The sequence below is a fragment of the Pseudoclavibacter sp. CFCC 13611 genome (genome assembly GCF_008831225.1).
GTDB lineage: Bacteria > Actinomycetota > Actinomycetes > Actinomycetales > Microbacteriaceae > Pseudoclavibacter_A.
In genome coordinates, this window is the sequence record NZ_WBKE01000002.1 from 929,831 (window position 1) to 956,319 (window position 26,489).

The 26,489-nt window shown below is 66.4% G+C and carries 25 protein-coding genes and 1 tRNA gene; 9 read left to right on the top strand and 17 right to left on the bottom strand.

Annotated elements, in window-relative coordinates:
• Positions 1-215: 215 nt before the first annotated feature.
• Positions 216-992, bottom strand: a complete 777-nt coding sequence (locus F8O08_RS08490; protein WP_158042572.1) for an HNH endonuclease family protein — start codon at positions 990-992, stop codon at positions 216-218.
• A gap of 25 nt (positions 993-1,017) precedes the next feature.
• Complete coding sequence (locus tag F8O08_RS08495; protein WP_158042571.1) at positions 1,018-2,154, bottom strand: YeiH family protein; 1,137 nt, start codon at positions 2,152-2,154, stop codon at positions 1,018-1,020.
• 62 nt (positions 2,155-2,216) lie between these two features.
• Here F8O08_RS08495 and F8O08_RS08500 point away from each other — a divergent pair, with 62 nt between their 5' ends.
• Positions 2,217-3,113, top strand: a complete 897-nt coding sequence (locus tag F8O08_RS08500) for a LysR family transcriptional regulator (RefSeq protein ID WP_158042570.1) — start codon at positions 2,217-2,219, stop codon at positions 3,111-3,113.
• Between the two features lie 13 nt (positions 3,114-3,126).
• Here F8O08_RS08500 and F8O08_RS08505 read toward each other — a convergent pair whose 3' ends face one another.
• Positions 3,127-4,335: a glycerate kinase gene (locus F8O08_RS08505; protein ID WP_158042569.1), complete on the bottom strand. Its 1,209-nt coding sequence runs from the start codon at positions 4,333-4,335 to the stop codon at positions 3,127-3,129.
• A gap of 2 nt (positions 4,336-4,337) precedes the next feature.
• A complete protein-coding gene (locus F8O08_RS08510; protein ID WP_158042568.1) occupies positions 4,338-4,943 on the bottom strand; it encodes a hypothetical protein in 606 nt (201 codons plus the stop codon).
• A gap of 90 nt (positions 4,944-5,033) precedes the next feature.
• Between F8O08_RS08510 and F8O08_RS08515 the strand changes: the two genes are divergently transcribed.
• The 5 genes from F8O08_RS08515 (at position 5,034) to F8O08_RS08535 (ending at position 9,701) form a co-directional block, all read left to right on the top strand.
• Positions 5,034-5,375 carry a DUF488 domain-containing protein gene (locus tag F8O08_RS08515; RefSeq protein ID WP_192497526.1) on the top strand — a complete coding sequence of 114 codons (342 nt, stop codon included), beginning with the start codon at positions 5,034-5,036 and terminating at the stop codon, positions 5,373-5,375.
• Positions 5,376-5,380: 5 nt separating this feature from the next.
• Positions 5,381-5,785 carry a phage holin family protein gene (locus tag F8O08_RS08520; protein ID WP_225733555.1) on the top strand — a complete coding sequence of 135 codons (405 nt, stop codon included), beginning with the start codon at positions 5,381-5,383 and terminating at the stop codon, positions 5,783-5,785.
• A 134-nt stretch (positions 5,786-5,919) separates the two neighbouring features.
• A complete protein-coding gene (locus tag F8O08_RS08525) occupies positions 5,920-7,038 on the top strand; it encodes an NAD(P)/FAD-dependent oxidoreductase (protein WP_158042567.1) in 1,119 nt (372 codons plus the stop codon).
• A complete protein-coding gene (locus F8O08_RS08530; RefSeq protein ID WP_158042566.1) occupies positions 7,032-8,069 on the top strand; it encodes an arsenic resistance protein in 1,038 nt (345 codons plus the stop codon). The genes F8O08_RS08525 and F8O08_RS08530 overlap by 7 nt, the downstream gene beginning before the upstream one ends.
• Before the next feature lie 288 nt (positions 8,070-8,357).
• Entirely contained in the window at positions 8,358-9,701 is a 1,344-nt protein-coding gene (locus F8O08_RS08535; RefSeq protein WP_158042565.1) for an MFS transporter, read from the top strand.
• Here the strand turns inward: F8O08_RS08535 and F8O08_RS08540 are convergent.
• A complete protein-coding gene (locus tag F8O08_RS08540; RefSeq protein ID WP_225733554.1) occupies positions 9,689-10,534 on the bottom strand; it encodes an alpha/beta fold hydrolase in 846 nt (281 codons plus the stop codon). The genes F8O08_RS08535 and F8O08_RS08540 overlap by 13 nt on opposite strands.
• Before the next feature lie 89 nt (positions 10,535-10,623).
• On the opposite strand from F8O08_RS08540, the gene F8O08_RS08545 reads away from it, so the two are divergent.
• Positions 10,624-12,021, top strand: coding sequence for a peptide synthetase (locus tag F8O08_RS08545; protein ID WP_158037645.1), 1,398 nt, complete (start codon positions 10,624-10,626; stop codon positions 12,019-12,021).
• 4 nt (positions 12,022-12,025) lie between these two features.
• Here F8O08_RS08545 and F8O08_RS08550 read toward each other — a convergent pair whose 3' ends face one another.
• From F8O08_RS08550 to thrC, 6 genes are all read right to left on the bottom strand, one after another.
• Positions 12,026-12,880: an amino acid ABC transporter ATP-binding protein gene (locus tag F8O08_RS08550; RefSeq protein WP_225733386.1), complete on the bottom strand. Its 855-nt coding sequence runs from the start codon at positions 12,878-12,880 to the stop codon at positions 12,026-12,028.
• Positions 12,877-14,331, bottom strand: coding sequence for an amino acid ABC transporter substrate-binding protein/permease (locus F8O08_RS08555; protein ID WP_318655633.1), 1,455 nt, complete (start codon positions 14,329-14,331; stop codon positions 12,877-12,879). Before F8O08_RS08555 ends, F8O08_RS08550 begins: the two co-directional genes overlap by 4 nt.
• A gap of 214 nt (positions 14,332-14,545) precedes the next feature.
• Positions 14,546-15,412 (bottom strand): 3-hydroxyacyl-CoA dehydrogenase, encoded by an 867-nt coding sequence (locus F8O08_RS08560; RefSeq protein ID WP_158037644.1) that lies wholly within the window; start codon positions 15,410-15,412, stop codon positions 14,546-14,548.
• A complete protein-coding gene (locus F8O08_RS08565) occupies positions 15,409-16,152 on the bottom strand; it encodes a TetR/AcrR family transcriptional regulator (RefSeq protein WP_158042564.1) in 744 nt (247 codons plus the stop codon). The genes F8O08_RS08560 and F8O08_RS08565 overlap by 4 nt, the downstream gene beginning before the upstream one ends.
• 306 nt (positions 16,153-16,458) lie before the next feature.
• On the bottom strand, positions 16,459-18,054 hold the full coding sequence (locus F8O08_RS08570) for a cryptochrome/photolyase family protein (protein WP_158042563.1): 1,596 nt from the start codon (positions 18,052-18,054) through the stop codon (positions 16,459-16,461).
• 69 nt (positions 18,055-18,123) lie between these two features.
• Positions 18,124-19,551, bottom strand: a complete 1,428-nt coding sequence (thrC, locus tag F8O08_RS08575; protein ID WP_158038190.1) for a threonine synthase — start codon at positions 19,549-19,551, stop codon at positions 18,124-18,126.
• 161 nt (positions 19,552-19,712) lie between these two features.
• Here thrC and F8O08_RS08580 point away from each other — a divergent pair, with 161 nt between their 5' ends.
• Positions 19,713-20,837, top strand: coding sequence for a 5-methyltetrahydropteroyltriglutamate--homocysteine S-methyltransferase (locus tag F8O08_RS08580; protein WP_158042562.1), 1,125 nt, complete (start codon positions 19,713-19,715; stop codon positions 20,835-20,837).
• Between the two features lie 971 nt (positions 20,838-21,808).
• Here the strand turns inward: F8O08_RS08580 and F8O08_RS08585 are convergent.
• Positions 21,809-23,311 carry an aldehyde dehydrogenase family protein gene (locus tag F8O08_RS08585; RefSeq protein ID WP_158042561.1) on the bottom strand — a complete coding sequence of 501 codons (1,503 nt, stop codon included), beginning with the start codon at positions 23,309-23,311 and terminating at the stop codon, positions 21,809-21,811.
• A 103-nt stretch (positions 23,312-23,414) separates the two neighbouring features.
• On the opposite strand from F8O08_RS08585, the gene F8O08_RS10860 reads away from it, so the two are divergent.
• Entirely contained in the window at positions 23,415-23,570 is a 156-nt protein-coding gene (locus F8O08_RS10860) for a hypothetical protein (RefSeq protein ID WP_192496833.1), read from the top strand.
• A 484-nt stretch (positions 23,571-24,054) separates the two neighbouring features.
• Here the strand turns inward: F8O08_RS10860 and F8O08_RS08590 are convergent.
• The 5 genes from F8O08_RS08590 to nadD form a co-directional block, all read right to left on the bottom strand.
• Positions 24,055-24,127, bottom strand: a tRNA-Ala gene (locus F8O08_RS08590).
• 169 nt (positions 24,128-24,296) lie between these two features.
• Positions 24,297-24,596, bottom strand: coding sequence for a TIGR02611 family protein (locus F8O08_RS08595; RefSeq protein WP_225733384.1), 300 nt, complete (start codon positions 24,594-24,596; stop codon positions 24,297-24,299).
• Positions 24,597-24,612: 16 nt separating this feature from the next.
• Positions 24,613-24,999: a ribosome silencing factor gene (gene rsfS, locus F8O08_RS08600; RefSeq protein WP_158037638.1), complete on the bottom strand. Its 387-nt coding sequence runs from the start codon at positions 24,997-24,999 to the stop codon at positions 24,613-24,615.
• Positions 24,996-26,144: a hypothetical protein gene (locus F8O08_RS08605; RefSeq protein WP_158037637.1), complete on the bottom strand. Its 1,149-nt coding sequence runs from the start codon at positions 26,142-26,144 to the stop codon at positions 24,996-24,998. The genes rsfS and F8O08_RS08605 overlap by 4 nt, the downstream gene beginning before the upstream one ends.
• The coding region (gene nadD, locus F8O08_RS08610; RefSeq protein ID WP_158042992.1) for a nicotinate-nucleotide adenylyltransferase at positions 26,145-26,489 on the bottom strand (345 nt) is incomplete at its 5' end. It lies immediately after the preceding gene.

A 26,489-nucleotide genomic window follows, 5' to 3' on the forward strand; every position in this document is an offset into this window, starting at 1 on the left:
GCATGGCGCACCGTCCTGGTGACTGATTGGCGAAGGCGCCGGTCGGCGCATCCGTTCGCCGTATGAAAGAGATCTCTGCGCTGGGTCCCAGCTCGGGGCGAGGTCAGCGCGGGCTCGTACAGAGCTCAAGAGGCGTTCTACGACGCGAGCGAGCACGAATGCTCACCAAGTGCACCACACTACCTCATCAGCGCGAAGAACGCGACCGCCCGACCTCAGCAGCTCGACAGCACGTGCCGCATGGCCTCGGCCTCTGCCTGCGTCACCCACAGCGAATAGGCCGACTTCACCACGATTTGCCGCGAGACGTACGAGCAGCGGAACGATCTGTTCGGTGGCAGCCAGGTCGCGGCGTCTCCGTCGCCCTTGCGCGTGTTCGTCGGGCCGTCGACCGCCAACAGGTTGCGCGGGTCGTTGGCGAGCTCGAGCCGCTGATCGGCACTCAGCTGCTGCGCGCCCTTCTGCCAGGCGTCTGAGAGTGCGACGACATGGTCGATCTGCACCGCCTGCGAGGTCTTGTCTCCGCGCACGAAGGCGATTGTCCCCCCGGTGTACGGGTCGTGAAGCGTGCCCGAGAGCACCGTGCACGGCCCCCGAAGCTGCACGGCCACGAGGTCACGGGCCAGCACGTCGTTGCGCGCGTCGCAGCCGTTGCGGTCGGGATCACGCCACCCCTTGCCGAACTCGGATCGCGCATAGCCGGTCTTCGGCGCGCGACCCTTCACCGGCAGCGATGCCAGCGTCTGCAGCGCCGCCTGCGCGTCTGCAGCGCTCGGCTGCGGTTCAGCGGATGCAATCGCCGCATCACCGGTCGAGCCGGGGGCCTCATCTGTCGGTAAGACGTCATCCGACGGTGCGGTGCTGGGCGAATCGGTCGCCGGAGCGGGAGCGTCGGGGGCTGTCGTCGAGCAGCCGACGCAGAGGCCGAGGCAGACGCCGAGGGCCGCAAGCACGCCGAGCAGCCGCTGCAGACGGCGAGACGAATGGGTCATCCGTGCAGCGTACGCGTGTGGACGCTCATCCGAAGAGCAGCACGCCGCCGAGACCGATCGCGGCGACGACGACAGTGGTCGACAGGGCGAGCACGAAGGGCCGTGCGCCCAGACGGCGGATCATGCTGAGCTTCACTCCGGCCCCGAGCGCGAACATCGCGGCGGTCAGCAGCAGCGTCTGAGCCGTGTGCGCCACATCGACGACGGGCTGTGGAACGATGCCGAGCGAGCGGATCACGACCATTGCGATGAACCCTGCGACGAAGAGCGGCATGATCGGCGGGCGGTGTGTGTGCGTGCCGTCGATCGCAGAAGCCTTCCCGCTCGCAGACAGGCGGCGCTGCAGACCGATCACGGTCAGCACCGGAGCCAGCAGCAGAACGCGTGCGAGCTTCACGATCACGGCCGCTGCCAGCGCGCCGGATCCGACGGCCCCGCCGACGGCGACGACCTGCGCCACCTCGTGCACGGAGGCTCCCGCCCAAAGACCGGTCTGCTGCTCGGTCAGGCCGAGTCCGGAGGCCATCAGCGGCAGCAGGGGAATCATCACCGTGCCGTAGATCACCACGAGCGCGACCGCCGTGACCACCTCTTCGTCTCGGTCGTCGTCGAGCACACCGTCGATCGCGGCCACAGCTGCCGCGCCGCAGATCGAGAAGCCGCCGCCGATCAGCAGCACCTGATTCGGCGTCATCCCGAGCCAGCGTCCGACGAGCAGGCTAGAGCCGATGCCCACGCCGACCACGGCGACGACGACCACGATCATGCCCGGCCCGAGCGCCAGGACGTCACCGAAGACGAGCTGCAGGCCGAGCAGCACGACGCCGATGCGCAGCACCCGCTTCGCGGCGCTGGCGATGCCGGGTTCGAGAATGCGGTGCACGCCGCCCAGGTTGCGCAGCAGCACGCCGAGCACGATCGCCACGAGCATGGGGCTGAGCACAGGCAGCCAGGAGCTCACCAGCAGGGCGAGCCCCATGCCGACGGCGCTGACGGCGAGTCCCGGTACGACCGCGCCGACGCGGTTCGCCCACGACACGGGCGCCGTCTGCGCCTGCGCCTGCGCCTGCGCGAGGGAGCCTCCCTGGCGCGGCTCGATAGTGGCCGCTCTGGCTTGGTCGTTGCTCTGGTCGTTGCTCTGATCGTCGTTCACCTGTCTCATGATCCTCTTCGCACGGCGCGGCCAGTAGTCCCGGAATTGCACCGATCACATATCATCGTGATATGACTCACAGATGGCCTGATCTGTCGGTGCTGGCGCTCGTCGTGGGCGTCGACGACTTCGGCAGCCTCAGCGCGGCAGCGCGCGAAGCGGGAATCGCACAGCCGAACGCCTCACGCGCGATCAGCGCGCTCGAGCGCGACCTCGGCGTGACGCTGCTGCGGCGACACCCTCGCGGCTCGTTGCTGACCCGTGCCGGGCTGCGTGTTGCCTCAGGCGCACGAAGCCTGCTGCAGGCGGCCGATGCGTTCGGTGACCGCATCGACGAGGTCGTCAGCGGCGAGCGCGTCCGCCTCGACCTCGGCGCCAGTCTGACGGTCGCCGAACAGCTGGTGCCCCGCTGGCTCGGTCGGCTGCGTGAGGCGCTGCCCGATGCCGACGTGCACCTACAGGTGCACAACTCGGCCGACGTGTTCGACTTGGTGCGCTCTGGCGACTGTCTGCTCGGCTTCGTCGAGACCCCCGAGAAGCCCGTCGAGCTGCACACCCGGGTGGTCACGACGGATGAGCTCGTGGTCGTGGCGGCCCCGACGCACCCGTGGGCTCGTCGGGCCGATCCGGTCACCGCCGAAGAGCTCGCGCGCACGCCGCTCATCCTGCGCGAGCCGGGTTCCGGCACGCGTGCCACCGTCGAGCGGGCTCTCGCCGAGCACTCCCCTGTCGCCCCGGCCCTCGAAGCGGGCAGCAACGCGGCCGGGCTGGCCACGGCCGCAGCGGGTTCAGAACCGGCGGTGCTCAGCCGACTCGCCGTCGCACGCTGGATAGAGCGCGGCGAGCTCGTCGCCGTGCCGGTGACCGGCGTCGATCTGCATCGCGAGATTCGCGCGGTCTGGCGCGACGACCTCGTCTCGCCGGTCGCCCGTCGACTGGTCGCCATCGCCTGCGACGATCAGCACTGAGCATCGATCACCGCTAAGCGTCGAGCGTCGCGAAGACCTCTTCGGCGACCTGCGGCAGCAGAGCGGCCGCGTCGCGCATGGCCCGCTCCGGTGAGCCGGCGCGGTCGACGAGCGTCGCCAGACGGCGGATGCCCACTTGTGCCTGCTGCGCCTCGTCGAGCGTGCTGCGTCCCGCGATCGCCACGACGGTTGCCCCTGCGGCGGCTGCGCTGCGAGCCAGTTGCACTGGCCCCTTGCCCTGCAGCGACTGCTCGTCGAGCGACCCCTCTCCGACGACCACAACGTCGGTGTGCGCGAGCGCATCAGAGATGCCCAACAGATCGGCGATCTCGTCACCACCGGAGCGCACTTCGGCGAGGCGCAGGGCGATCAGCGGCGCGCTGAACCCGCCGGCGGCACCTGCGCCCTCGACGTTTCGCACCTCGGTGCCGGTCTCGTGTTCCAGCAGCGAGCCCCAAAGCGCGAGGCGATCCTCCAGAGTGACCACGGCATCCGCGTCGGCCCCCTTCTGCGGGCCGAACACCTGAGCCGCACCGTGCGACCCGACCAGCGGCGCGGTGACGTCGCTCGCGATCACGATCGCCGTCTCGGCGAGCCTCGGATCGAGCTCGGCCGTGTCGAAGCGCACCCCGACTGAGGTGCACTCTCGGCTGATACGGTCCAGATGGCGCACGTCGCTGATTACGTGATCCTGTGCGTCGACGACGCGCAGACCGAGCTCGGTGATGCATCCGAAGCCTCCGTCGGTGCTCGCCGAACCGCCGATGCCGATCACGAGTGATCGGTAGCCTTCGTCGAGGGCCAGCCTGATCAGCTCGCCGACACCGCGCGTGTTCGCTGCGAGAGCCTGCTCCGGTGTGGGGTGACCTCCGTCGCTTCGGTCGAGTTCTGCCGGTACGAGATGCAGGCCGCTGGCCTGCGCCAGTTCGATGACCGCGGTGTCGCCCATCGTCGCCCACCGTGCACTCACGCGCCCCTGATCGGGCAGCGGCCCGTGCACCTGGGCGGTGTGCTCGGTCGCTCCGGCTTCGAGAAAGGCATCGACCGTACCCTCGCCGCCGTCGGCGATCGGCTTGAGCGTGATCTGAGCATCGGGCAGCGCCATGCTGATGCCTCGGCCGATCAGCTGCGCCGCCTCGGCCGCGCTGAGCGACCCTTTGAATTTGTCTGGGGCGACCAGCACGCGCAGCGCCCGGTCGGCGGAATCAGATCGAGTCGTCATGATCAGTGGTGCGCCATCAGCTCGAGACCGACCACCAGCAGCCCCAGTGCGGCTTCGGCCACCAGCACCAGGAGCTTCTGCCAGGCCGGCAGCTTCAGGCGTCGCACGGCGGCGAAGCCAATGCCCACCAGCCAGAGGATCAACAGGACGGTCGAAGAGCGCAGCGCGATCTCAAGTGTCCAGATGCCGCCCCAAGCCCCCAGAAGCATCAGAATCGGCAGGGCGATGGCCGTGGTCGCCCCGACCGAGGTCGATGCGGCGTGACGAGCCTCGCTCGCGGTGAACATGCGCTGATGCGTCACGAAGTGAGCGAGAATCTCGGCGAGGAACATGGCCAGCACCGAGCCGATGACGGTGACGATCAGCGTGGTGACCGCCTGCTGCGGGGTGACGTCGGCGTGAGATGCCAGCGTGAGCACGACGGCGAGCGCTGTGAAGGTGATGTAGATGCGCTCTTTGAGTCGCGATGCGGCCGCTGCCCGCTGCTCGTCCTGCTGCTGCAGGGACGACTCTGCCGTCGCTGGAGATTCACTCGCTGGCGTTGGGGCTCCGGTCGCTCGCGTCGAAGATCTGCCCGCTGTGGCTGGGGATGCTGATTCATCGCTCATGTCTGCTCAGCCTAGCCGGATCATATGCCCCGCGGGTCGAACGGGCTACGGTGGAATCAGGCTGCGAAAGCCGAGAGAGGACGCTCCCTGATGTTTCAGATCAAGCGCATCTACGAACAGCCCGCCGAGAGCGACGGGTTCCGGGTTCTGGTCGATCGTCTGTGGCCCCGAGGAGTCTCGAAGGCGCGTGCGCACCTCGACCTGTGGCTCAAAGACGCCGCACCGTCGCCTGAGCTGCGCACCTGGTGGAACCATGACCCGGCTCGACTCGACGAGTTCGCCGAGAGGTACCGGCAGGAGCTCGAAGCGAACCCGGCCGTCGACCAGCTGCGCTCCGTCGAGCGCGAGCACCCGACGGTGACCCTGCTCTACGCAGCCCGTGACCCGAAGGTGAACCACGCCCTCGTGCTGCGCGACTTTCTGCAGGGGTGACGGCGATGATCCGCTTCGTGACGCAGGCGGCGCTGACCGCAGTCGCCCTCTGGATCACCGCTGCGATCGTGCCCGGCATCGCCGTGGTCCCGTTCGCCGGCGAGCCTCCGATGAACAGCATCCTGACCTACCTGCTGGCAGCGGCGATCATCGCCCTGGTGAACACGCTCTTCGGCACCGTGCTGCGCTTCATCAGCATCCCGCTCTACATCGTGACGCTGGGACTCTGGTCGTTCGTGCTCAACGGTCTGCTGCTCTGGACGGCCAGTCTGATCAGCAGCTCCTGGGGCTGGGGGCTGACCATCGATCGCTTCTGGTGGTCAGCGGTGTTCGGCGCGATCGTGCTCGGCTTCGCCAACTGGCTGGTCGAGCTGATCGCCCGGGCAGTGGGCATCGGCTCTCGCGACTGAGCCCCACGTCACTGACCCCTCACGTCACTGAGCCCCCCACGCCACCGAGGACCCACATCACCGAGAATTCGACACGACCGACACGCCACACTACTATTGCGAACTATTCGCATTAGTTATGAGAGTGGTGTTCCATGCACGTCATCGACGCAACCATCGTGGGAGCGGGCCCGGCCGGCGTGGGCATGGCGGTCGCCGCCAACGCGATCGACGACTTCGAGGTCTCGCTGATCGACGCCGGGCAGATCGGCCAGACCTTTCACGACTGGCACCCGGAACAGCGGTTCCTCACGCCGTCGTTCACCGGCAACGGCTTCGGCGCGACCGACCTCAACTCGGTGCACCCGAGCACCTCTCCGGCGTTCACATTGGGCGTCGACTACCCCGACGGCCCCGGCTACGCGCGCTACCTCCGTTCGCTGGTCTCGCATTTCCGCGTGCCGATCGCCGAAGACACCCGAGTGCAGCGCATCACGCCCACCGACGACGGCTTCGAGATCGAGACCGACCGTGGGCGTGGCCGCTCTCGCACGCTGATCTGGGCGGGCGGCGAACGCAGTGAGCCGCGCCTGCCCGGCATCCGCGGCGAGCATCTGCTGACCCATTCGTCGCATGCGGATGCCTGGGCCGAGCGCAGAGGACGTCTCGCGGTGATCGGCGGCTCCGAGTCAGGCATCGAGATCGCCTGCCATCACGTCGAGCGAGGTGCCGAGGTGTCGGTCATCGACGCCGAGCGACCGTGGGGCCACGGAGTCGACGGCGACCGACAGGCCGACCCGTCGTTCGGGCTCGCTCCGCGCACCCGCATCCGCATGCGCGCCGCCCTCGAGACCGGCCGCCTCGAGCTGCGAGATGCGAGCGCCACCGCCGTGGTACGCAACGGCACCGGCTTTCGCGTCAGCACCTCGCGCGGTCCCGCGGTGCTGAGCGAGACGCCGCCGATCGCGGCCACCGGCTACGGTCCAGGGCTCGGTCCCGCAGCCGAGCTCTTCGACCGGCGCGACGACGGCTGGCCTCTGCTCACCGAGCACGACGAGTCGACCGTCACCCCTGGCCTGTTCCTCACCGGACCGGCGCTGCGGCACGACGACGAGCGATTCTGCTTCGTCTACAAGTATCGACAGCGTTTCGCCCATGTCGCCCGCGTGATCGGCGAGCGGGCCGGCCGCGACTGCTCGGCGCTCGATCTCTGGCACGAGCAGGGCATGCTGCTCGACGATCTCTCCTGCTGCGGAACGAGCTGCGCATGCTGAAGGGCCTGCACCCCGCGACGGTCGTCACGGCGCTGCTGCCGGTGCTCGCGATGGCGGTCGGCAGCATCATCGCGAGCGTCTCGACCACGGCCTCTGCGGTCGCCGGGAAGCTGACCGACCCGCTGGTGCTCCTGCTGGTCGCGATGCTCTTCGTCACCCTGCCCGTCGGCCGCCGCGCAGGCGTCTCTGGCACGGCGCCTCACCGAATTCGCCCCAGCGCGCCGCTCATCGCTCTGGCCTGGGCGATGAACTTCGTGGTCGTTCCGGTGCTGGCCATCGGGGTGACTTCCTTCGTGCTCCCAGACGATCCCCTGCTGCGGCTGGGCGTGATGATCTACCTGCTCTTTCCCTGCACCGACTGGTTTCTGGGCTTCACACGGCTGGCACATGGCGACACGGTGACGGGCGCGGCGCTGATTCCGATCAATATGGTCACGCAGCTCTCGCTCTACCCCGTGTACCTGAGCTGGCTCACCGGCGCCAGTGTGGTCTCGACCGTGGCAGAGATCGGGCCGGCGCTGATGCAGTGGTTCGCGCTGCCGGTCCTCTGTGCTCTGGCTGTGCGCGCGGCGCTGCGACTGACGACTCCGGTCGACGTGCGCGAACGCATCCTGGGCGTGCTCGACCACCTCGTCACACCTGTGATCGCCGCGCTCATTCTGGCGCTGTTCGCGGCCAACGGGTCGACCGTCGTCCAACATCCGGCTGCCTTCGGCCTCGTCTTCGTCACCGTCTTCGTGTTCTTCGTGGTCTCGTGGTGGCTCGTCACCGGCGTGTCACATCTGACTCGTCTGCCCTATTCGGCGCATGCGCTGCTCTCGATGACCACCTCAGCCCGAAACGCACCGATGATGCTCGCCGTGACAGCCGTCGCGCTGCCTGGCCAGCCCATCGTCCAGGCTGCGATCGTGCTCGGCATGCTCGTCGAGTTCCCGCATCTGACGGTGATCACGCAGCTGCTGCTCCGGCAGCGTTCCCACCGGCCGGCCGCACCGACGACGCGCCTGAGCTGGCGTTCGTACGCATCCTGACCTATACTGTGCGACTGTCGGCTGTCGTTGACAGCTGACTAGGTGTTCGAGAGGAGGTTCCGCCATGATGGTACGCAAGACGTCGTTCGTCGCATCCACACGAATTATTATTCCGTCCCACTCGTCGGCGGAATGATCGAACACAAGTTGCTCGGGCTCGCCTGCGAAGGCAGAGCCCGACAGGCGTGATCATCGATGCGCACATCCAGGCTCTGTCTTTGCGACAGGGCCTTTTCTCTGCCCCACCAACCGGTGCCGCAGTCAGGATGTGAAAGGTGAAACACGACAATGTCCAGCACACTGGATGAGCAGACGACCGCAGGTCGAATGCCGAAGACCGCGCCTGCCGCCACCGCGGCAGGCCTGCAGCGAGACTCCGCACGCAAGGTGATCGCCGCGTCGATGATCGGCACCGCCATCGAGTTCTTCGACTTCTACGCCTACGGCACCGCCGCGGCCAACTACTTTCCCACGGTCTTCTTTCCACAGGCCAGCGCGACCGTCGGCGTGCTCGCCTCGCTGCTGACCTTTGCGGTCGCATTCGTGGCCCGCCCGTTCGGTTCACTGCTCTTCGGCCACTTCGGCGACCGTCTGGGCCGCAAGACGACGCTGGTCGTCTCGCTGCTCACCATGGGCGTCGCAACCGTGCTGATCGGCGTGCTGCCCGGGTTCGCTCAGGCCGGCGTCTGGGCGGTCGTGCTGCTGTGCCTCTGCCGGTTCTGCCAGGGCATCGGTCTGGGCGGCGAATGGTCTGGCGCCGCACTGGTCGCCACCGAGAACGCCCCGTCCAACCGCCGCGCGCTCTACGGCTCGTTCCCCGAGCTCGGCGCTCCGATCGGCTTCCTGCTCTGCAACGGCCTGTTCCTGCTGCTTGAGACGGTCTGCTCCCATGATCAGATGCTGGCCTGGGGCTGGCGCGTGCCGTTCCTGCTCAGCGGAGTGCTCGTGGTGATCGGTCTCTGGGTTCGCGTCACGATGGAGGAGACTCCGGTGTTCAAGCTCGCCGCCGCGCAGAACCGCACAGTCAAGGCCCCACTGGTGACCACAATGCATGACCACTGGCGTGCTGTCGTTCAGGGCACGCTCGTCGTCGCCGTCACGTACACGCTCTTCTACATGCTCACCACGTGGTCGCTGTCCTACGGCACGAAGACGCTCGGCTTCAGCAATCGGCAGTATCTGGCCATGCTGATGATCTCGGTGGTGGTGTTCGCGGGTTCGATCGTCGGTTCGTGCGTACTCGCCGATCATTGGGGGCGCAAGAAGGTGCTGACGCTCGCCTCGGCCGGCATGGTCGTCTTCAGCTGCTTCTTCGGCCCCATGCTCGGGCACCTCAGCGTCGCACCCGTGATGGTCTTCCTGTGCGTCGGATTCCTGCTGATGGGCGCCGCTTTCGGCCCGCTGGGCGCGTTCCTGCCCGAACTCTTCCCGGCACATGTGCGGTACACCGGTTCAGGCATCGCCTACAACCTGGCCGCCATCGTCGGTGCCGCGTTCGCCCCGTCGATCGCCACCGCGCTCGCCCGAAACGGCGTGCAGAACGTCGGCCTCTATCTCGGCCTGATGGCCGTGCTCAGTCTCATGGCGCTGTTCACCTGTCGTGAGACGAAAGACGTCGACTACCGCAGGTAACCGGCGACGCTCTGCGGCGTCTGCTGCTGCGGAGCCTGCAGCACCGCGGCATCATGGGTGGCCACGTGCTCTGCGAAGAGCCCCGGCCACGCCATGATGCCGTACGGCGTCTGGGCGACCACGAGCCGGCTGCCCCGGATCAGCGCGTTGAGCGCCTGCGCCGTCGTCATCGGGTGAGCGGGGTCGGCGATCCAGGCGAGAATCAGCGTCGGGGTGGCGATGCCTGCGAGGGATGCCGGATTCGGCAGATCCGCTTCGGCGGCACCGCGCAGCACTGTCGGCAGCAGCCCTTCTGCCACCGCCGGCCGGGTGTCGGGCACGTCGGCGAGCGCCGGCGGAGTCACGTTCCTGTGCCCCTGCGCGATGAACGCCTCGATGCCGGCGCGTTCCACCAGCTCGGCGCTGGCCAGATAGTTCTTCGCCTGTGCCCGTCGGGTGTCCCAGGCCGTCGGCGGTGAGACCAGGGTCAGGCTGGCGAAGCGTGACTGATCACGCACGGCCGCGTGCAGCAGCGTCCCGCAGCCCATCGACTGCCCCACACCATGCACGGTCTCACCCGGCGCCACATGGTCGAGCAGCGCAAGCAGGTCGTCGGCGAGCCGGCTCCAGCGATAGCTGGCCGCTTCGAGCGATCCGGTCGAACGCCCATGGCCGCGGGCGTCGTAGCGCAGCACGCGGTGGTCGCGAAGCGCCCGCCCGTGGTCGAGCCCGAGACGCGCATCGCGCTCGCGGCACGAAGTGAGGCCGTGCAGCTGCACGACGAGCGGCCCGTCGTCGCCACTGATGTCGTAGTCGATCTTCGCGTCGCTCAGCTCCAGCACGGGCACGGTCACTCCCAGTCGTCTTCTCCACGTGTCGGCAGAGGTGGCAGCACGTGAGATTCACACCAGAATAGCGCGCGGCGACGCGGTACAGTCAGAACGTGCGCCTGACGAACATCACCCGAGTCACGCTGCCCGCGGGCCGCGTGCGCCACTATGCCGTGACGATGGGTGCGGTGGTGCGAGAACACGTACCGATCTCGTTCGATCAGCGACGTCACGTAAGCGAGGGCGAACGGCCAGGCTCCTGGATGGCGCTCGCCTTCCGTCTGCCTCATCCGGTCACCGCAGAGCGACTGGGCGAGGCCTGGCTCGACGTGGTGCGCCGACACGGCACCATGCGCACAGTGTTCTCACGCGCAGACGACGGAACCCTGCAGCTGACCGAACATGCGGTGAGCGCCGGAAGCTGGCATGAGCATCCTCGCTCGGGCGGGCAGCTGACGAGGGATGCCGTGCATGAGATCCTGGACGCGCACTGCCGCCCCTGCTCGCGTCCGTCCCATCGCCTGGTGCTGATCGATCCGTCCAGCGATGCGACAGACTCCGCGCAGACCGTGGTGATCGGCTCAGACCACTCTCATGTCGACATGTGGTCGGTGCTGCTGCTCGCCCGAGACCTGCTGGCAGCGCTCGACTCGTCTGCGGTCGAGCACGACGTTCTTATGCGGCTCGAGACCGGGCGACCGACCGCCACGCTCACGACCGACGCCGCCGGAGCATCCGCATCGCTCGACGAAGCCCCAGACTTCGCCGATCACACCGCAGCCCTCGCCGCACGCCCGGCGGCCACGCCCGAGGTGCTCGAACGATGGGCCGAGATCCTGGCAGCCGGAGACGGACTGCTGCCCACGCTGCCGCTCGACCTCGGCGAGCTGCGGCACGCGGTGCCAGAGGTGGTCGAGGTGCGTGACATCCTTGACGCCGACCGTCTCGAGATGCTTTCGACGCAGGCCGCGGCCCTGGGAGTCCGACTGCTGCACATGGTGCTCGCCGACTTGGCCGGAGTCACCCTCGCCATGACCGGGCGGCCGCTGCGTGCGGTCTTCCCGGTGCACAGTCGGTACGAACCGCGCTGGCACGACTCCGTCGGCTGGTTCGTGACCAACTCGGTGATCGAGTGCGCCTCGGATGACCCGCGCGAGTGTGCCCGGGATGTGAAAGATGCGCTTCGACTCGCGGGCACGCCGCTGGCCGACATTTTCGAACCTCGCGGCGGCATGCCGGGCGGTCCGGGCATGTTCGCAATCTCCTGGCTCGACACCCGCCGTCTACCCGTGCAGCTGCCTGCAGAACTGGCGACGCAGTACGTCTCGGCTGCGCTGAGGGTCGACGGCGTGATGATCTGGTTCGTCGTGAGTCCGACCGGCATGCATCTGCGCTGCCGTTACCCGGACACCCCACAGGCACGTGTCAGCATGCGCGCCTGGCTCGAGGCCGTCGTGCATCGGTTGCAGGATCGCACGCTGCACGACGCCGTCGAGCACCGCGCCAGCTGAGGGTTCAGAGCACCTTCGAGAGGAAGGTCTGCAGGCGAGCGCTCTGCGGGTGCGCGAAGACTTGTTCGGGCGAGCCCTGCTCTTCGACCACGCCGGCGTCGAGGAAGAGCACGCGGTTCGAGACCTCACGAGCGAACCCCATCTCATGCGTCACCAACAGCAGTGTCATGCCTTCGGCGGCCAGATCGCGGATGACCTGCAGCACCTCGCCGACCATCTCGGGGTCGAGCGCGCTGGTGGCCTCGTCGAAGAGCATGATCTCGGGCTTCATGGCGAGTGCCCGTGCGATGGCGACACGCTGCTTCTGGCCGCCTGAGAGGGATGTCGGGCTTGCGTCCGCCTTGTCTGCCAGCCCCACCCGGTCGAGTAGTTCGAGCGCCATACTCCGGGCCTCAGTCTTGCTCACGTGGTGGATCTCTCGCGGCGCCAGCTCGATGTTCTCGGCGACGGTCATGTTCGGAAAGAGGTTGAAGTGCTGAAACACCATGCCGACCTCGCGGCGCACCTCGTCGATGTTCACCTTCGCACCGGAGATGTCGTGCCCGTTCACGATGACGGTGCCCGACGTCGGGGTCTCGAGCCGGTTGAGGCAGCGCAGCAGCGTCGACTTGCCCGACCCCGATGTGCCGATGATACTGACCACGTCGCCTGATCGCACCGTCAGCGAGATGCCCTTGAGCACCTCGTTCGAGCCGAAGGTCTTCTTCAGATCGCGCACCTCGATGCGGACGGGGCGATCGGTCTCGCTGACGGACCCGGCGGCGCTGGCGCTGTCAGGCGTGTTGATGGTGCTTTCGTCCATGGTCGGTGCCTTCTCCGTTGTCGAGCTGCCGTCGCTGGTGGTCGGTTCGGCGCTCATCGGTTGATCCTCCGGTCGATCACGTTGGCGAGCCATGTCAGCAAGGTGATCGCCACCAAATAGATGATGGCCACGAGCAGCAGCGTCTCAGTCACGCGGAAGTTCGCCGCGTAGATCTGCTGGCCCTGATAGAGCAGCTCGCCGAAGCCGATGGCGAGCAGCAGCGACGAGTCTTTCACCATGATCACGAGCTGATTGATCAGCGACGGTGTGGCGATCTTGACGGCCTGCGGCAGCACGACGCGCTGCATCGACTTGCTGTAGCCCAGGCCGAGCGACCGGGCCGCCTCGAGCTGGCCGGAGTCGACTGACCCCACCGCTCCGCGGATGATCTCGGTGATGTATGCTCCCGAGTTCAGCGCCAGAGTGAGCACGCCGGCAACCCAGATGTTCACGGGATGCCCGATCAGCTGTGGAACGCCGAAGTAGAAGAAGAACGCCCAGACCAGCAGCGGGGTGCCGCGGAAGACGCCGACGAAGATTTTGGCGATCCAGTCGAGCACGCGGCTGGTGCCGACGCGCATCAGGCCGAAGCCGAAGCCGAGTACCATAGCCACGGCGAACGAGATCAGCGTGATGATCACCGTGTTGCGCAGACCGAGCATCAGAGCGGGGAACGCCTGCTTGGCGAGCTGCAGCAGCCCGCCCTGGCCGGCGGCGTTCGCCTCGGGGTCGGCAAGATAGTGGTCGATGATGCGCTGGTACTCGCCGTCCTGCCTGATCGAGGCGAGTCCTCGGTTGAACGCGTCGACGAAGTCGGCGTTCATGCCCTTGTTCACCGCGACGCCGTAGTCGCCGCCGGGCACCTTGTCTGTCACCGTCTTCAGCCCGTTGTTCTGGGCGATGCCGTAGGCCAGCACTGGATAGTCGTCGATGACGGCAACGGCATTGCCCGACTTGACTTTCTCGTACATGGTCGCCGACTGATCGACGCCGTCGATCTTGAAACCGTACTGTTCTTGAATCGACTTGGCGTAGGCCTCGCCTTCGGAACCGGTCTTGACCGCGACGGTCCTGCCCCGCAGGTCTTCGTAGGAGTGCACGTCTTCGTTGTTCTTGGCGACAGCCATCTGCACTCCACTCTGGAAGTACGGGTCGGTGAAGTCATAGACCTGCTTGCGCTGGTCGGTGATCGACATGCCGGCGATCACCGCATCGACCTGGTTTGACGACAGCGCCTGCAGTGCCGCGTTGAAGCCGAGCGACTGGATCTCGACGTCGAAGCCCTCGCGCTTGGCGATTTCGCGCATGAGATCCATGTCGATGCCGACCATCTGCCCCGATGAGTCGCGGAACTCGAAGGGCGCGAAGGTCGTGTCGGTCGCGACCCGGAAGGTGCGGCCCGCGACGGCGCCGTCGCCGCTCGGGTTCTCATCGGCGTGAGCGGACGACACTCCGGGCAGCAGCAGGGCGAACAGCGTGAAGAACGCCATCGCGAATGCCGTGAGCACGCCCCATGGCCTGCGACCCCCAGACTCACCAGAGTGCTGGTCGATTCTGGTCGCATGGTCGCAGACCATCAGTGCCTCCGTCTTCTCGCCGGGCCGTAGGCACCGTCGAGAGGTTCATCTCGTCGAGTGATTGCTGGGAAAAGTATACTCACCTCGATATTTCGACCGTGGACCTGGGCCCGGCAAGACGCATCACCGGCACCAAGTTCAGGCGTCACTCCGCCTGGTCATAGGAGTAGAACCCCTCCCCCGAGGCCCGTCCGAGCTTGCCCTGATCGAGGTAGTTCTCTTTCAGCCAGGCGGCGATCTGCTGCTTGCGCTCGTCGCCATGCGCCATGATGTTGTACGGAGTGTTCAGACCCACCACATCGAGAATCTGGAAGGGGCCCATCGGCGCGCCGGTTCCGATCCGCCAGACGTTGTCGACATCAGCGGGCTCGGAGTACCCGAAGACGACCAGTTCGAGCGCTGCGTCGAGCAGCGGCACGAGCAGCGAGTTCAGCACGTACCCTGACTTCTCTTTGTGCAGCGGGACCGGCACCATGCCCATCTCTTTGGCGTAGGCGACAACTCGGTCGAAGACCTCAGACGAGGTCTGTTCAGTGCCCATGACCTCGGCCGTGTTGTGCAGCCAGATCTCGTTGGCGAAGTGCAGGGCGAGAAAGCGGTCGGGACGGTCGGTCGCGCTCACGATGTCGCTTGGCAGCAAGGTCGACGAGTTCGTCGCGAAGATGGTCTTCGCCGGTGCCGCGGCGCTCAGCTTCTGATAGGTGTCACGCTTGATCGCCACGGCCTCGGGCACGGCCTCGATGACCAGATCTGCGTCGGCCACCGCGGCCGCGAGATCGCTGCTCACGCCCAGACGAGACAGAGCCGCATCGGTCCGGGCCTCCGTTGCCCCGTCGACCTGCTGCTGGTACACCTTGGCGAGGCCGGCGAATCGCGCCTTTGCGTGCTCGAGAATCTCGTCGCTGATGTCATAGGCGGTCACGGTGAACCCGGCGTAGGCGCTCTGGAAGGCGATCTGCGATCCGAGCACGCCGGTGCCGAGCACGGTGACGTTGGTGATGTTGCTGGTCATGATGGTTCCTTTCGGGTTTTCTTTGGGTCGTTGGTCTTGACGTCGATCGTGCTGACCGGGGTCGAGGAGCAGATCTCGGCGGCGCGCACGCGGAGCCCGTCGACGATCATGGCCACCTGTAGTCGCAGATCGGCGAAGTCGTTGTTCAGCGCGTCACTGGCGCGGTGCGGCTGGATCAGCAGCACGTGCAGATCGGCGAAGATGCTGCGGGCAGCCTGCAGGGCGACCGGCTGAAGGCAGGCGGATGCCGTGGCCGACAGCTCGGCGTCGCCCGCTCTGATCTGGTCGTCGAGATCGGCCATCAGACGATCGCAGAGACGGTGCTCCATCTCTTCGACGAGTGCGAGACCTTCGGCACGGTATGGCTCGTCGGCATCGGCGAAGATGAGCTCACGCTGGAAGAGCGCGGTGTTGCGTGGCTGGTCTGCGGCCGCCCGCAGAATGCACACGGCGTAGGCGAGAAGAGCCTCCGTCGTCTCAGCCTCTGCGTCCATGGCGCGCTCTGCTGCGGCCAAGGCCTCGCGCAGCCGCTCGTTGTATACGAGCAGCAGCAGCTCCGGCTTGGTGGCCGCATAGCGGAACAGCGTGCCTGCGGCGATGTCGACACGCTCGGAGATCTGCTGGGTCGTCGTGGCGTCGAAGCCCTGTGCGTCGAAGAGCTCTGCGGCCGCGTGTATGATGCGCCCGAGCGTCTCTCGTTTGCGACGGGCGACTCGACCTTCGCTTTTGGTCACCGTCATTTCCCACCTCCAGGATCTGCGCAGCCGACACCTCTTGTACACGCAGACTCCTCAGGAGTCCTGGTGAGCCTGCTCATTTCTGAGTGTACTCATGTTTTGGCGCATTTCGATACCCTCCAGGCAAGTTTGCGCGCCCAGAATGTCAGCAGATAGAACAGTCGATCTCTCAGTACGAACAATCGATCTCGCAGAGAGCACTCGTCACCGGCGCTCCGCATCGCAGAGCCCCGGGCTATCTGCCGATCGCCGGCTCTGACGCAGCTCTGCTCGCGGCCGGGCGCGTCACCGTCACCTTTATCACTGGTGTCACCGAGGCGCCCGCGTGAGTTCGGCATAGGCTGCGAGCGCACGCGCACGACTCGCGCGCAGGTCGACCAGCGGCTCGATCCCGGGCTGCCTCGCCTGCCACCGGTCGACATACTCTCCCTGCGGGTCGAACCGACGCCGCTGGGTCTCGGGGTTGAAAATGCGGAAGTAGGGCGCAGCATCCGCCCCGCACCCGGCAACCCACTGCCAGTTGAAGGGGTTGCTCGCGGCATCCGCGTCGACGAGCGTGTCCCAGAACCAGCGTTCCCCAACCCGCCAGTCGATCATCAGGTTCTTCACCAGATACGACGCCGCCACCATGCGCACGCGATTGTGCATGACGCCGGTCTGCCAGAGCTCGCGCATACCGGCGTCGACGAGCGGCTCTCCCGTGCGGCCCTGCTGCCAGGCCCGCAGCTCAGAGTTCTCTGCGGCAGACATCGCGACACCCGCGGCCTGCCCCGCTCCGGCTCGCCACGGAAACGCATCGAATCGCCGGTCGAGGTTAGTCGTCGCCAGATCGGGATGCTGAAAGAGCGTGTGCCAGGCGAACTCCCGCCAGCCGAGCTCGCTCAGGAACGTCCCGACGGACCGACCGCTCGCGATGGCCTGGCGACATACCGTTGCCGGGCTGATCTCTCCCCACCGCAGGTGTGGCGAGAGCCCCGAGACCGCGTCGTCGTCGGCAGGTTCGTCACGGTGCTCGGCATACTCGTCGATCGGCGCAGGTCTCTGTGCACTTCCCGGCGCAGCATGCGACGCTTCCTCGCCCAGAAAGATCGCCAGCCGTCGATGGGCCGCGTCCTCTCCCGGTGTCCATCGATCCGCGAGACCCGCTGACCAGTCGGGAGCACTCGGCCGTAGGTTCCAGCTCGCAAGCGTCGTCGAGAACGTCTCGGCGGCCGAGCTGGCAGGGCTGGCAGGGCTGGCAGAGCTGGCAGAGCTGGCACTCGGCTCACGCCCTCCGCCTAGCGTCGGCAGTTCGACGGATGCAGGCGTGAGATGGTCGGGCGCCGGCACCGGAGCGCGAACGGGCAGTTCCCCGCAGGCTCGCCAGAAGGGCGAATAGACTTTGTACGCTCCCCCAGCCTTCGTCTGCACGGTCCAGGGTTCGTGCAGCAGATTCGCAGCGAACGACTGCACGGCGACGCCTGCGTTGCGCAGCCGGAGCTTCAGATCGGCGTCGATCGCCTTCTCTGGTCCGTACCGCCGGTTCCAGACCACCCGGGTGATCTGCGTCGCCCCGGTGGCGACGTTCGCGCCACCTTCTGTGTGCGCACCAGACTCGACAGGCACACCGACCTCAGCGTGTGCGCCTGCACCAGCACCAGCTCCCCAGATGAGACGCGGAATCACTACACGGGCGGCTCCGCGCTCGAGCAGCAGCGGCGCACCGAGCTCGGCCAGCCGCTCGCTGAGTCGCATCAGAGACTGGTGCAGCCACCACTTCGCCGCTCCGCCCAATGCGCGGGTCTCTGGACTATGCTCATCGAGCAGGTAGACGCAGACGACGCCCTCCGGGTCACGAGACGCCTGCAGCAGCGCCGGGTTGTCCTTCACCCGCAGATCGTCTCGAAACCACACCAGAGTCGTCATGACCCCAGTTTAGTTCACCTGGTAAGTAAGCTCCGCTGGTACAGACCGCGCGCCGTCAGCTCCGCAGACTCAGACCTGCGCCGTCAGCGCGTGCTCCTCGAGGTACGCACGCACGGCATCCACATCATCTGGCAGATCGACGACGTGTTGAGGCTGCTGCAGCAGCTCACGCACGGCGGGCGAGATCACGTCGACGTCATCGCCCAGCGCCTCGTGCACCGTGTCGCTGAACTTGGCCGGCAGCGCCGTCTCAAGCACCAGGGTCAGGCCGGGCACATCGAGTTCATGCGCCACCGTGACCCCGTCAGCGGTGTGCGGGTCGATGACGACGCCGCTGTGCTCATAGGTCGATCGGATGCTCGCGAGCCGGTCAGCATGGGTGCTGGTTCCGCTGATGAAGCCGAATTCGGCGTGTAGGCGCGGCAGCTCGGCGCTGAGGTCGAGGCGACCGGTGCGCTGCAGCTCGGCCCAGCGCTCGGGGAATGCGTCTGTGCCCAGCAGCTCCCAGATGAAGCGTTCGAGGTTCGAGGCCTTCGAGATGTCCATCGAGGGGCTCGACGTGGCTAGCGTCTCTTCGCGCGAACGCGGCACGTACACACCGGTGCGGAAGAAGTCGTCGAGCACGTTGTTCTCGTTGGTGGCGAGGATCAGACGGTCGATCGGCAGCCCCATGCTGCGCGAGAGGTGACCCGCGTAGATGTTGCCGAAGTTGCCCGACGGCACGGCCACCGAGAGCATCGCCTCGGGTCGGTCGGACTCGGCCACCGCATCCGTCGCACGCAGCCACGCCCAGAAGTAGTACACGATCTGTGCGCTGATTCGGCCGAAGTTGATCGAGTTGACGGCGCCGATGGCCTGGTCGGCCTTGAACTGCGCATCGCCGTTGATCGCCTTCACGATGTTCTGGCAGTCGTCGAAGACTCCGTCGATGGCGATGTTGTGCACGTTGTCGTCGGTGATCGAGTACATCTGCGCACGCTGCACATCGCTCATACGGCCCTGTGGCGAGAGCATGAACACGCTGATGCCGGGCTTGCCGCGGAACGCATGCTCGGCTGCTGAGCCGGTATCTCCCGACGTAGCGCCCAGAATGTTGAGGCGACGGCCTCGACGAGCCAGCACATAGGGCATCGCCTCGCCGAGAAACTGCATCGCCAGGTCTTTGAAGGCCATGGTCGGCCCCTGCGACAGCCCGACCAGTACCGTGCGATCGTCCAGCGGCGTCAGCGGCACGACGGGGTCGGGAAAACGCTCGGGGCTGTAGGCCCTGGCAGTGAGCACTTCAAGGTCGGCCGTCGGGATGTCGGTCGCGTAGAGGGCGATCACCTTCGCCGCGAGCTGCGGGTAGGTCAGCGAACGCCATGACTCGCGCTGCTCGGCGCTCACCTGGGGAATCGTCTGCGGCACCACGAGACCGCCGTCGGGGGCGAGACCGTCGAGCAGCACCTCGGTGAACGTCGCGGGCTGCATGCCCCCTCGTGTCGAGACGTACTGCAGATCGGTCTGGTGGTCGATCATTCCCTCGGTCATGCGGTTCGTGCCTTTCGATAGACGGCGCTCGTACGGCTGCCACTCAAGGATACCGACTGACCACGACAGGCCGTGGTCCGGCGCCGCCAGAAGCCCTCAGCGGCCGCCGAACTGATAGAACTGAACCTATGACAACCTCGCACAGCATCCCCTTTCGTGCCGACCAGGTCGGCAGTCTGCTTCGTCCGCCGGCCGTCCACGAGGCCCGCGACCGCTTCGCCCGCGGTGAGATCGACGCCGCCGCTCTGCGTGCCGTCGAAGACGAGCAGATCGCACGCGTCATCGCCAAGCAGGAGGAGGTCGGTCTGCAGGCGGTGACCGACGGCGAGTTCCGTCGCGCCTTCTGGCACTTCGACTTCTTCGGCGGGCTCAATGGCGTCGAGATCGTCGAAGAGGACAGCGGCATGGCCTTTCACGGCACGGCGCCGAAGCCGCATGCCGTGCACATCACCGGCAAGGTGAGCTTTCCCGACGACCACCCCATGCTCGAGCACTTCCGCTTCGTTCGCGACCACACCACGGTCACGGCCAAGCAGTGCATCCCGGCGCCGACCGTCATGCACTTTCGTCTGGCCCCCGAGAGCATCGACCACAGCGTCTACCCCGACCGGGCTTCGCTGTTCGCCGATCTGGCTCAGACGTGGCGGGATGCCGTCCGTGCCTTCCACGCTGCGGGGTGCCGCTACCTGCAGTTCGACGACACCGCATGGGCGTATCTGTGCTCTGATCTGGAACTGGAGCGTGCCCGCGAGCGCGGACTCGACACCGAGAACATCGCTCAGGCCTACGCCGATCTGCTGAACGACATCGTTCGCGACCGCCCTGACGACATGACGATCACCACGCACGTCTGTCGTGGCAACTTCCGTTCGACGTGGATCTCGTCGGGCGGCTACGAGCCGGTCGCCCCGTACCTGCTCGGCCAGGTCGACTACGACGGCTTCTTCCTGGAGTACGACTCCGATCGTGCCGGCGGCTTCGAGCCGCTGCGCTTTCTGCCCCATGACGGTCGCCGGGTCGTGCTCGGGCTGGTCACGTCGAAGTCGGGCGACCTCGAACCGGCGGATGCCGTGCGCGCGCGTATTCGCGAGGCGGCGGAATTCGCCCCGCTCGATCAGCTCGCCCTGAGCCCGCAGTGCGGCTTCGCCTCGACCGAAGAGGGCAACGTGCTCACCGAGGAACAGCAGTGGGCGAAGCTCCGCGAGATCACGAAGATCGCCGACGAGGTCTGGGGCTTTCCGCAGGATCGGTAGCTCTCAGCGCGAGCGATTCTCAGCGCGAGCAAGATCTCACGGCAGGCGGATTTTAACGCGAGCAAGTCTCAGCGCGAGCCTCCTGACCGGTCTGATCCACTGGAGCGGTCAAAGGGACGAACCTGGCGGGTCTGATACAACGACTCAACAGGTCGAACCTGTGAGATCTGCAAAATCGGCCCAGCAGGTCGAACCTAGCAGACCTACCTACAAGCGTGGTGAAACCGGCAGGAACGGTCACAACAACGGGTCGTCATTGCCTCTTGGCCTCGTCACTCTGCCTGCACCGGTCGGACTCATCCAGTGCAGCCTCGCGCCACCGATCTGCTTGACCTTCCAGTGGCTCTGAAGTTTGAGCGGGGTGCCGACGGCACAGATAGTCGAGGTCATCCGGGTTGGTGGGGCCGCCCCATTCCCAGTTCCCCGTCTGGTCGACCGCACAGTCGTGTGCCGCAGCCTCGCATCCAGGGAATCTGCAGGTACCGCCACAAGCCTTCACGAACTCGGCGAGGTCGCAGGTCGGCCGATACTGGTCTTCGGTCGAGGTTCAGCACTGCACCAGTGACCTGATCTGTCTGCCATGAAGCACAAATTCGCTGAGATGTACACGGTTCCGCTGAAATCAGGCTGTTCTGAGCGGAACCGTGCACATCTCAGCGGAACGGTGTACATCTGGGCAGAGCCGCGCACGTCTGGGCAGAGCCGTGCACAAGGCGATCGCTCCTCCCAGCACGCGAACCAACCTCAGAGCATGTGGGCGCCATGACCCGAGAGCATATTTTCGCGCCAGACCATGAGATTCATGCAGCGAATCCTGCCAGAGCCTGACGAATGCTCTCGGAGCGACTCAGTCAGTCACATATTCCTTCACGTGAGGTCAGCTCCTCGACACTGGCCGGCTCATCTTCCGCGAACCTGAGGGCGATCTATGGCAAGGCTGCGCGCTTCGACCGGGCCGTCCCCGCCACCTCCTATCCGGCGAGCACCTCAGAATCCAGCACCGCGACCGCCCGCGCATCCTGGAAGTCACGCAGCCCGTCGAGCCCCTGCTCACGCCCCATGCCCGACGACTTGAGTCCGCCGAACGGCGCCCGCAGATCGAGCCGGTTCGCACCGTGGTCGTTGATCCATACATACCCGCAGACCAGCTGGCCGGCGACCCGCCGAGCCCGCGCCGCATCCATCGTCCAGACCGAGCCGCCCAGGGCCGCCCAGCTGTCGTTGGCAAGGCGCACCGCATCCGCCTCGTCGTCGAACGCCATCACCGGGATCACCGGTCCGAACTGCTCTTCGGTGACCACGCGCAGACCCGCATCGGGTTCGACCACGATCGCCGGCCGCACGAAGTTGCCCGCCGCAAGATCGCCGCCAGGCAGCTCGCCGAACTCGCGCACGTCGGCTCCTGACGTTTTCGCCTCGGCGATCAGCCCGTCGACGAACCTCTTCTGTTCCGCCGAATGCAGCGGCCCCATCGTCGTCTTCGGGTCGGCACCGTCGCCGAGCACCACATGGTCGAGCCGCGCAGAGAGCCCGGCCACCAGCTCGTCGAGGCGCGACCGGTGCACGTAGATGCGCTTGGCGTTCATGCAGATCTGTCCGGTCGAGTCGAACACCGCGTGGAAGAGCCGGTCCAAGTGCTCCTCGTCGAGCAGAGCGTCATCGAACACGATCGCCGCATCGTTGCCGCCGAGCTCCAGCGTCACACGGGTCAGCGTCGGCGCCGCGAGCTCCATCATGCGACGACCGCCGCCCACGCTCCCGGTGAAGCAGACCTTCGCGACATCCTCGTTGCGAATCAGTCCCGTCATGTTCGCGTCCGGCCCGGTCACGACATTCAGCACGCCTGCGGGCAGACGCTCGGCCACCCGCTGCACGAGCTGCGCCGTCGCCAGCGGAGCAGTCAGCGGCGGCTTCACGATCACTGTGTTGCCGGCCAGCAGCGCGTACGGCAGCGATGCCGCGAGAATCGCCAGCGGCCAGTTGAACGGCACGATCACCGTGGCCACACCGAGCGGCTGATAAGTCACCGTCGTCTCGACCGGGATGCCGGGTTCGGGGCGCAGCACGACATCGGCATCGACCTGGTCGACCAGCGTGAGCGCCAGTCGCCAGCGCAGCTCGAAGACGAGCGCGTCGACCCACGCCTCGGCCACGATCTTGCCGTTCTCTCGCGACAGCAGCGCGGCATCCGCATCTCGGTCTGCCGCGATGTCTGCGACGGCCTCGGTCATCAGGTCGGCGCGCTGCTGCGGGGTCAGCGCCGACCACTGCGCGAACGCCCCTTTCGCAGCGGCAACGGCGTCTGCCACGTCTGCTGGCGATGCCGCCGCCGCATGGCCGACAATATGGCTCGGCCTCGCCGGATCGATGATGGCCGTCGTCTCGTCGGTCGCGCGCGCGGCGCCCCCGATGAAGAGTCTCGAGCGCGTCTCGTCAGGCGTCGAATCGTTCTGGGGATGCGCGGTGTCAGTCATGCGGTCTGCTTTCAGTCGTGGGGTGGGCGCGGCTGGATGTTGTGCTCTGTGTGCAGGATCAGGCTGGAACCAACACTATCCCAGCTTCTGCGGTCTGGCCGTAGTGGTCTCCCTGCTCGAGCAGGGCGACGCGACGATTCCTGAGCGCAGACAGATCATGCTCGATCAACGAGACCGCATCGAACGCCAGATCGCCGAGCTGGAGCTCGCCCGCGAGGCGACAGATTTCAAGATCGCACGGTACTCCGCGCCGGAGTGAGCGGTCGGTGCGCTGCCGCGGCAGTGCTCATACTGCCTGGGCTGGTGCGAGGGTGCTGCAGCACTGATGCAGGAGCACTGGTGCTGCAGCACTCAGTCCCGGTACTGGTGGAGGACAAACAGTACTCAAACAGCCGCCGGGCAGCACTGCCCACCTCTAATTGGTCGAACGCGGCACCGCCCTACTTGCTTCAGTGCAACACGGATTTGTCGAGCGCGGCACCGTTCCGCTCAACCTCAGCTGATCTCGACAAAACCATGTACATCCGAGCGGATCCGTGCACCGGCACAAAGACTCATCAGCACAGAGTCAAAACCTGATGCGCCCTCATGCTGAAAGTCGCCACAGTACACAGCACTACATCGCGCGCAGAGCACGGTGCCTGCAAAACACTGCGCACAGATCAGCCCCTCAACGCAGAAATCCCGCCAGTTGCACCTGGCGGGATTTCTAATGTTACGAGCGATGTCTCAACCATCTCGTGTGGACCTGAGGGGACTCGAACCCCTGACCCCCTGCATGCCATGCAGGTGCGCTACCAGCTGCGCCACAGGCCCCTTTCGGAGCTTCAAAACACCTTACGGCGTTTCAGCCAACTCGATAATCTTAGACTGAACTGCTTGAAGATTGCAACCCGAGATCGACAAGTCCGTTCAGGCTGAGGCACGAACCCAGCCCGAGCAGACAGCTCCCTGCTGCGGCACTGTTCACCACAGCACTGTCAAACTATCCACGACGCCGCTCGCGCCGGCGCTCCATCCGTGCGCTGAGCCACACCCAGAACCTCTTCAGTGGTTTCAGGGCCTTCGCAGCCCAGGCGAACTCCGTCGCGAGAATACCGAGGCCGAAGAAGATCACGATCCAGCCGGGGCCGGGCAGCGGCAGCAGCACGATGCCGAGGGCCAGCACGCACCCGCCGACGCACGCGACACCCGCCCGCCAGATGCGCAGCATCCGAGGATGCCGCCCCAGCCAGCGACGAAAGGCACCCTGCTCTGGCGCATCAGCGTCGTCAGCCGGAGTCACGAGGTTCGCACCCGATTCAGCGCGCAGAGGTGCTCTCCACACCATCGTGCAGGTCAAGCTCGACCACCGGCGCCGTGTTCCAGATGCGTTCCAGGGCATAGAAGTCGCGCGACTCTTCCTGGAAGGTGTGCACGACCACATCGCCGAAGTTCTGCAGCACCCACTCCCCCAGCTCGCGCCCCTCGCGGCCTCGCATCTTCACGCCGTTCTCGACCATGGCATCCTGCACAGCGTCGGCGATGGCGACCACGTTACGGTCGCTCGATCCGGTGACGACCACGAAGATGTCTGCGAACGGATTCGTGCCCGAGACGTCGAGCGCGACGATGTCGTGCCCGTTCAAGTCGAGCGCGGCCTGAGCGGCGATCTGTGCCAGGCGTTTCGCCTCTGCGGTGGCCGTCATGCGCCGAAGATCCGCAGCAGCACGAACACGGTGGCGGCGATGAGCAGCACGCCGGCACCGATCAGCAGACCGATCGACAGCTTGTTCATGCGATCGTGCTGTGAGTTCTCGGGAAGAATGCGGTCGGTCTCGTAGCGACGCACCGTCTCGACGGCAGACACCGGCCGAGTCTCGTCAGTCACCGGCACCGAGTCGCTGGTGTCGGCCAGCGGGTCGCCGCGATCTTTCTCGTACGCCGCCGGGATGACACCGGTGTCGGTGGTCAGCTGCGGCAGTGTGATCGAACCGGTCGTGATCAGCACATCACCGGTCGAGTCGAGCGGCAGCGCGAGGCTGTTCTGCTCGGGTGTGCTCGGCAGCACAAGCACGCTGGCCGTTGCTGGCCCGGTCGTGATGGTCGGCTTGTTGGGGGCGATCCTGGCGTCGACGTCGCTGTCAGACGTCGCCGGCGTGATGATCACCGGAGTGCTCTCAGCCTTCGCCGGTTGGCTCGGCTGAGCTGCGGACTTCGTCACCGACGGGGTCGGAGCCGCTGCGCGAGGCTTCGATGAGGCCACCGGTGCATCGGCCAGCAGCGGCCGCCGGCGACGAGGTTCCGGCGTCGACGGCGTCGGGGACGCCGCGGCCGGTTTCGCTGCAGGCGTCACCTGCGAGCTGCCCGGCGTCGACGAGGGGCCGCCAACCGGTTTTGCAGCAGGCCGTTCTGCCGCCGGCTTCTCAGCCGGCTTCGGGGTGGGCTTCGCCTGAGCGGGCGCCGCCGACTTCACGAAGGCCGGACCTGCCGATGTGGCAGGAGCAGGCTGCGGAGCCGACTTCTTCGCCACTGCCGGACGCTGAACAGGTGCCGGACGCTGAGCCGATGCCGGGCGCTGAGCAGGAGTCGACTGTGCCGCCGCTGCCGGGGCGCCGTGCCGATGATGCGCTCGTTTCGACTGCCCGTCGGCAGCAGTGCTCTGTGCCGACTGCTGCGCCTTCGAGGCAGCACCCTGCCCTGAACCGGCTGCTGTCTGCTTCTTCTTTGCATCGCCGGAAGTCTTCGATGCGTCGCTCGGAGTCTTTGCCGCTGCGGCCTCGGAGGCAGCCAGCTGAGCCGCGCGCTCTCGTGCACGCAGCTCTCGCCGCGTCAGCTGATGTTCTTCGGCCACTTAGTCCTCATCCCGATACAGTCCGTATTTACTGATGTACTGGACAACGCCGTCTGGCACCAAGTACCACACGGGCTGACCACGGCGCGCACGCCGTCGACAGTCTGTCGACGATATCGCAAGCGCAGGTATCTCTAACAAGCTTACGTCGTCATGCGGCAGGCTCGAAAGTGAGAGCGGATGCCCGGGCCTGCTGACCGCGACGAAATGCGCGAGCTTCCAGAGCTCTTCGCTGTCTTTCCACGTCAAAATCTGGGCGATGGCATCGGCCCCAGAAATGAAGAAGAGCTCGGCCTCGGGGCGCAGACGATGCAGGTCGCGAAGGGTGTCAATCGTATAGGTGGG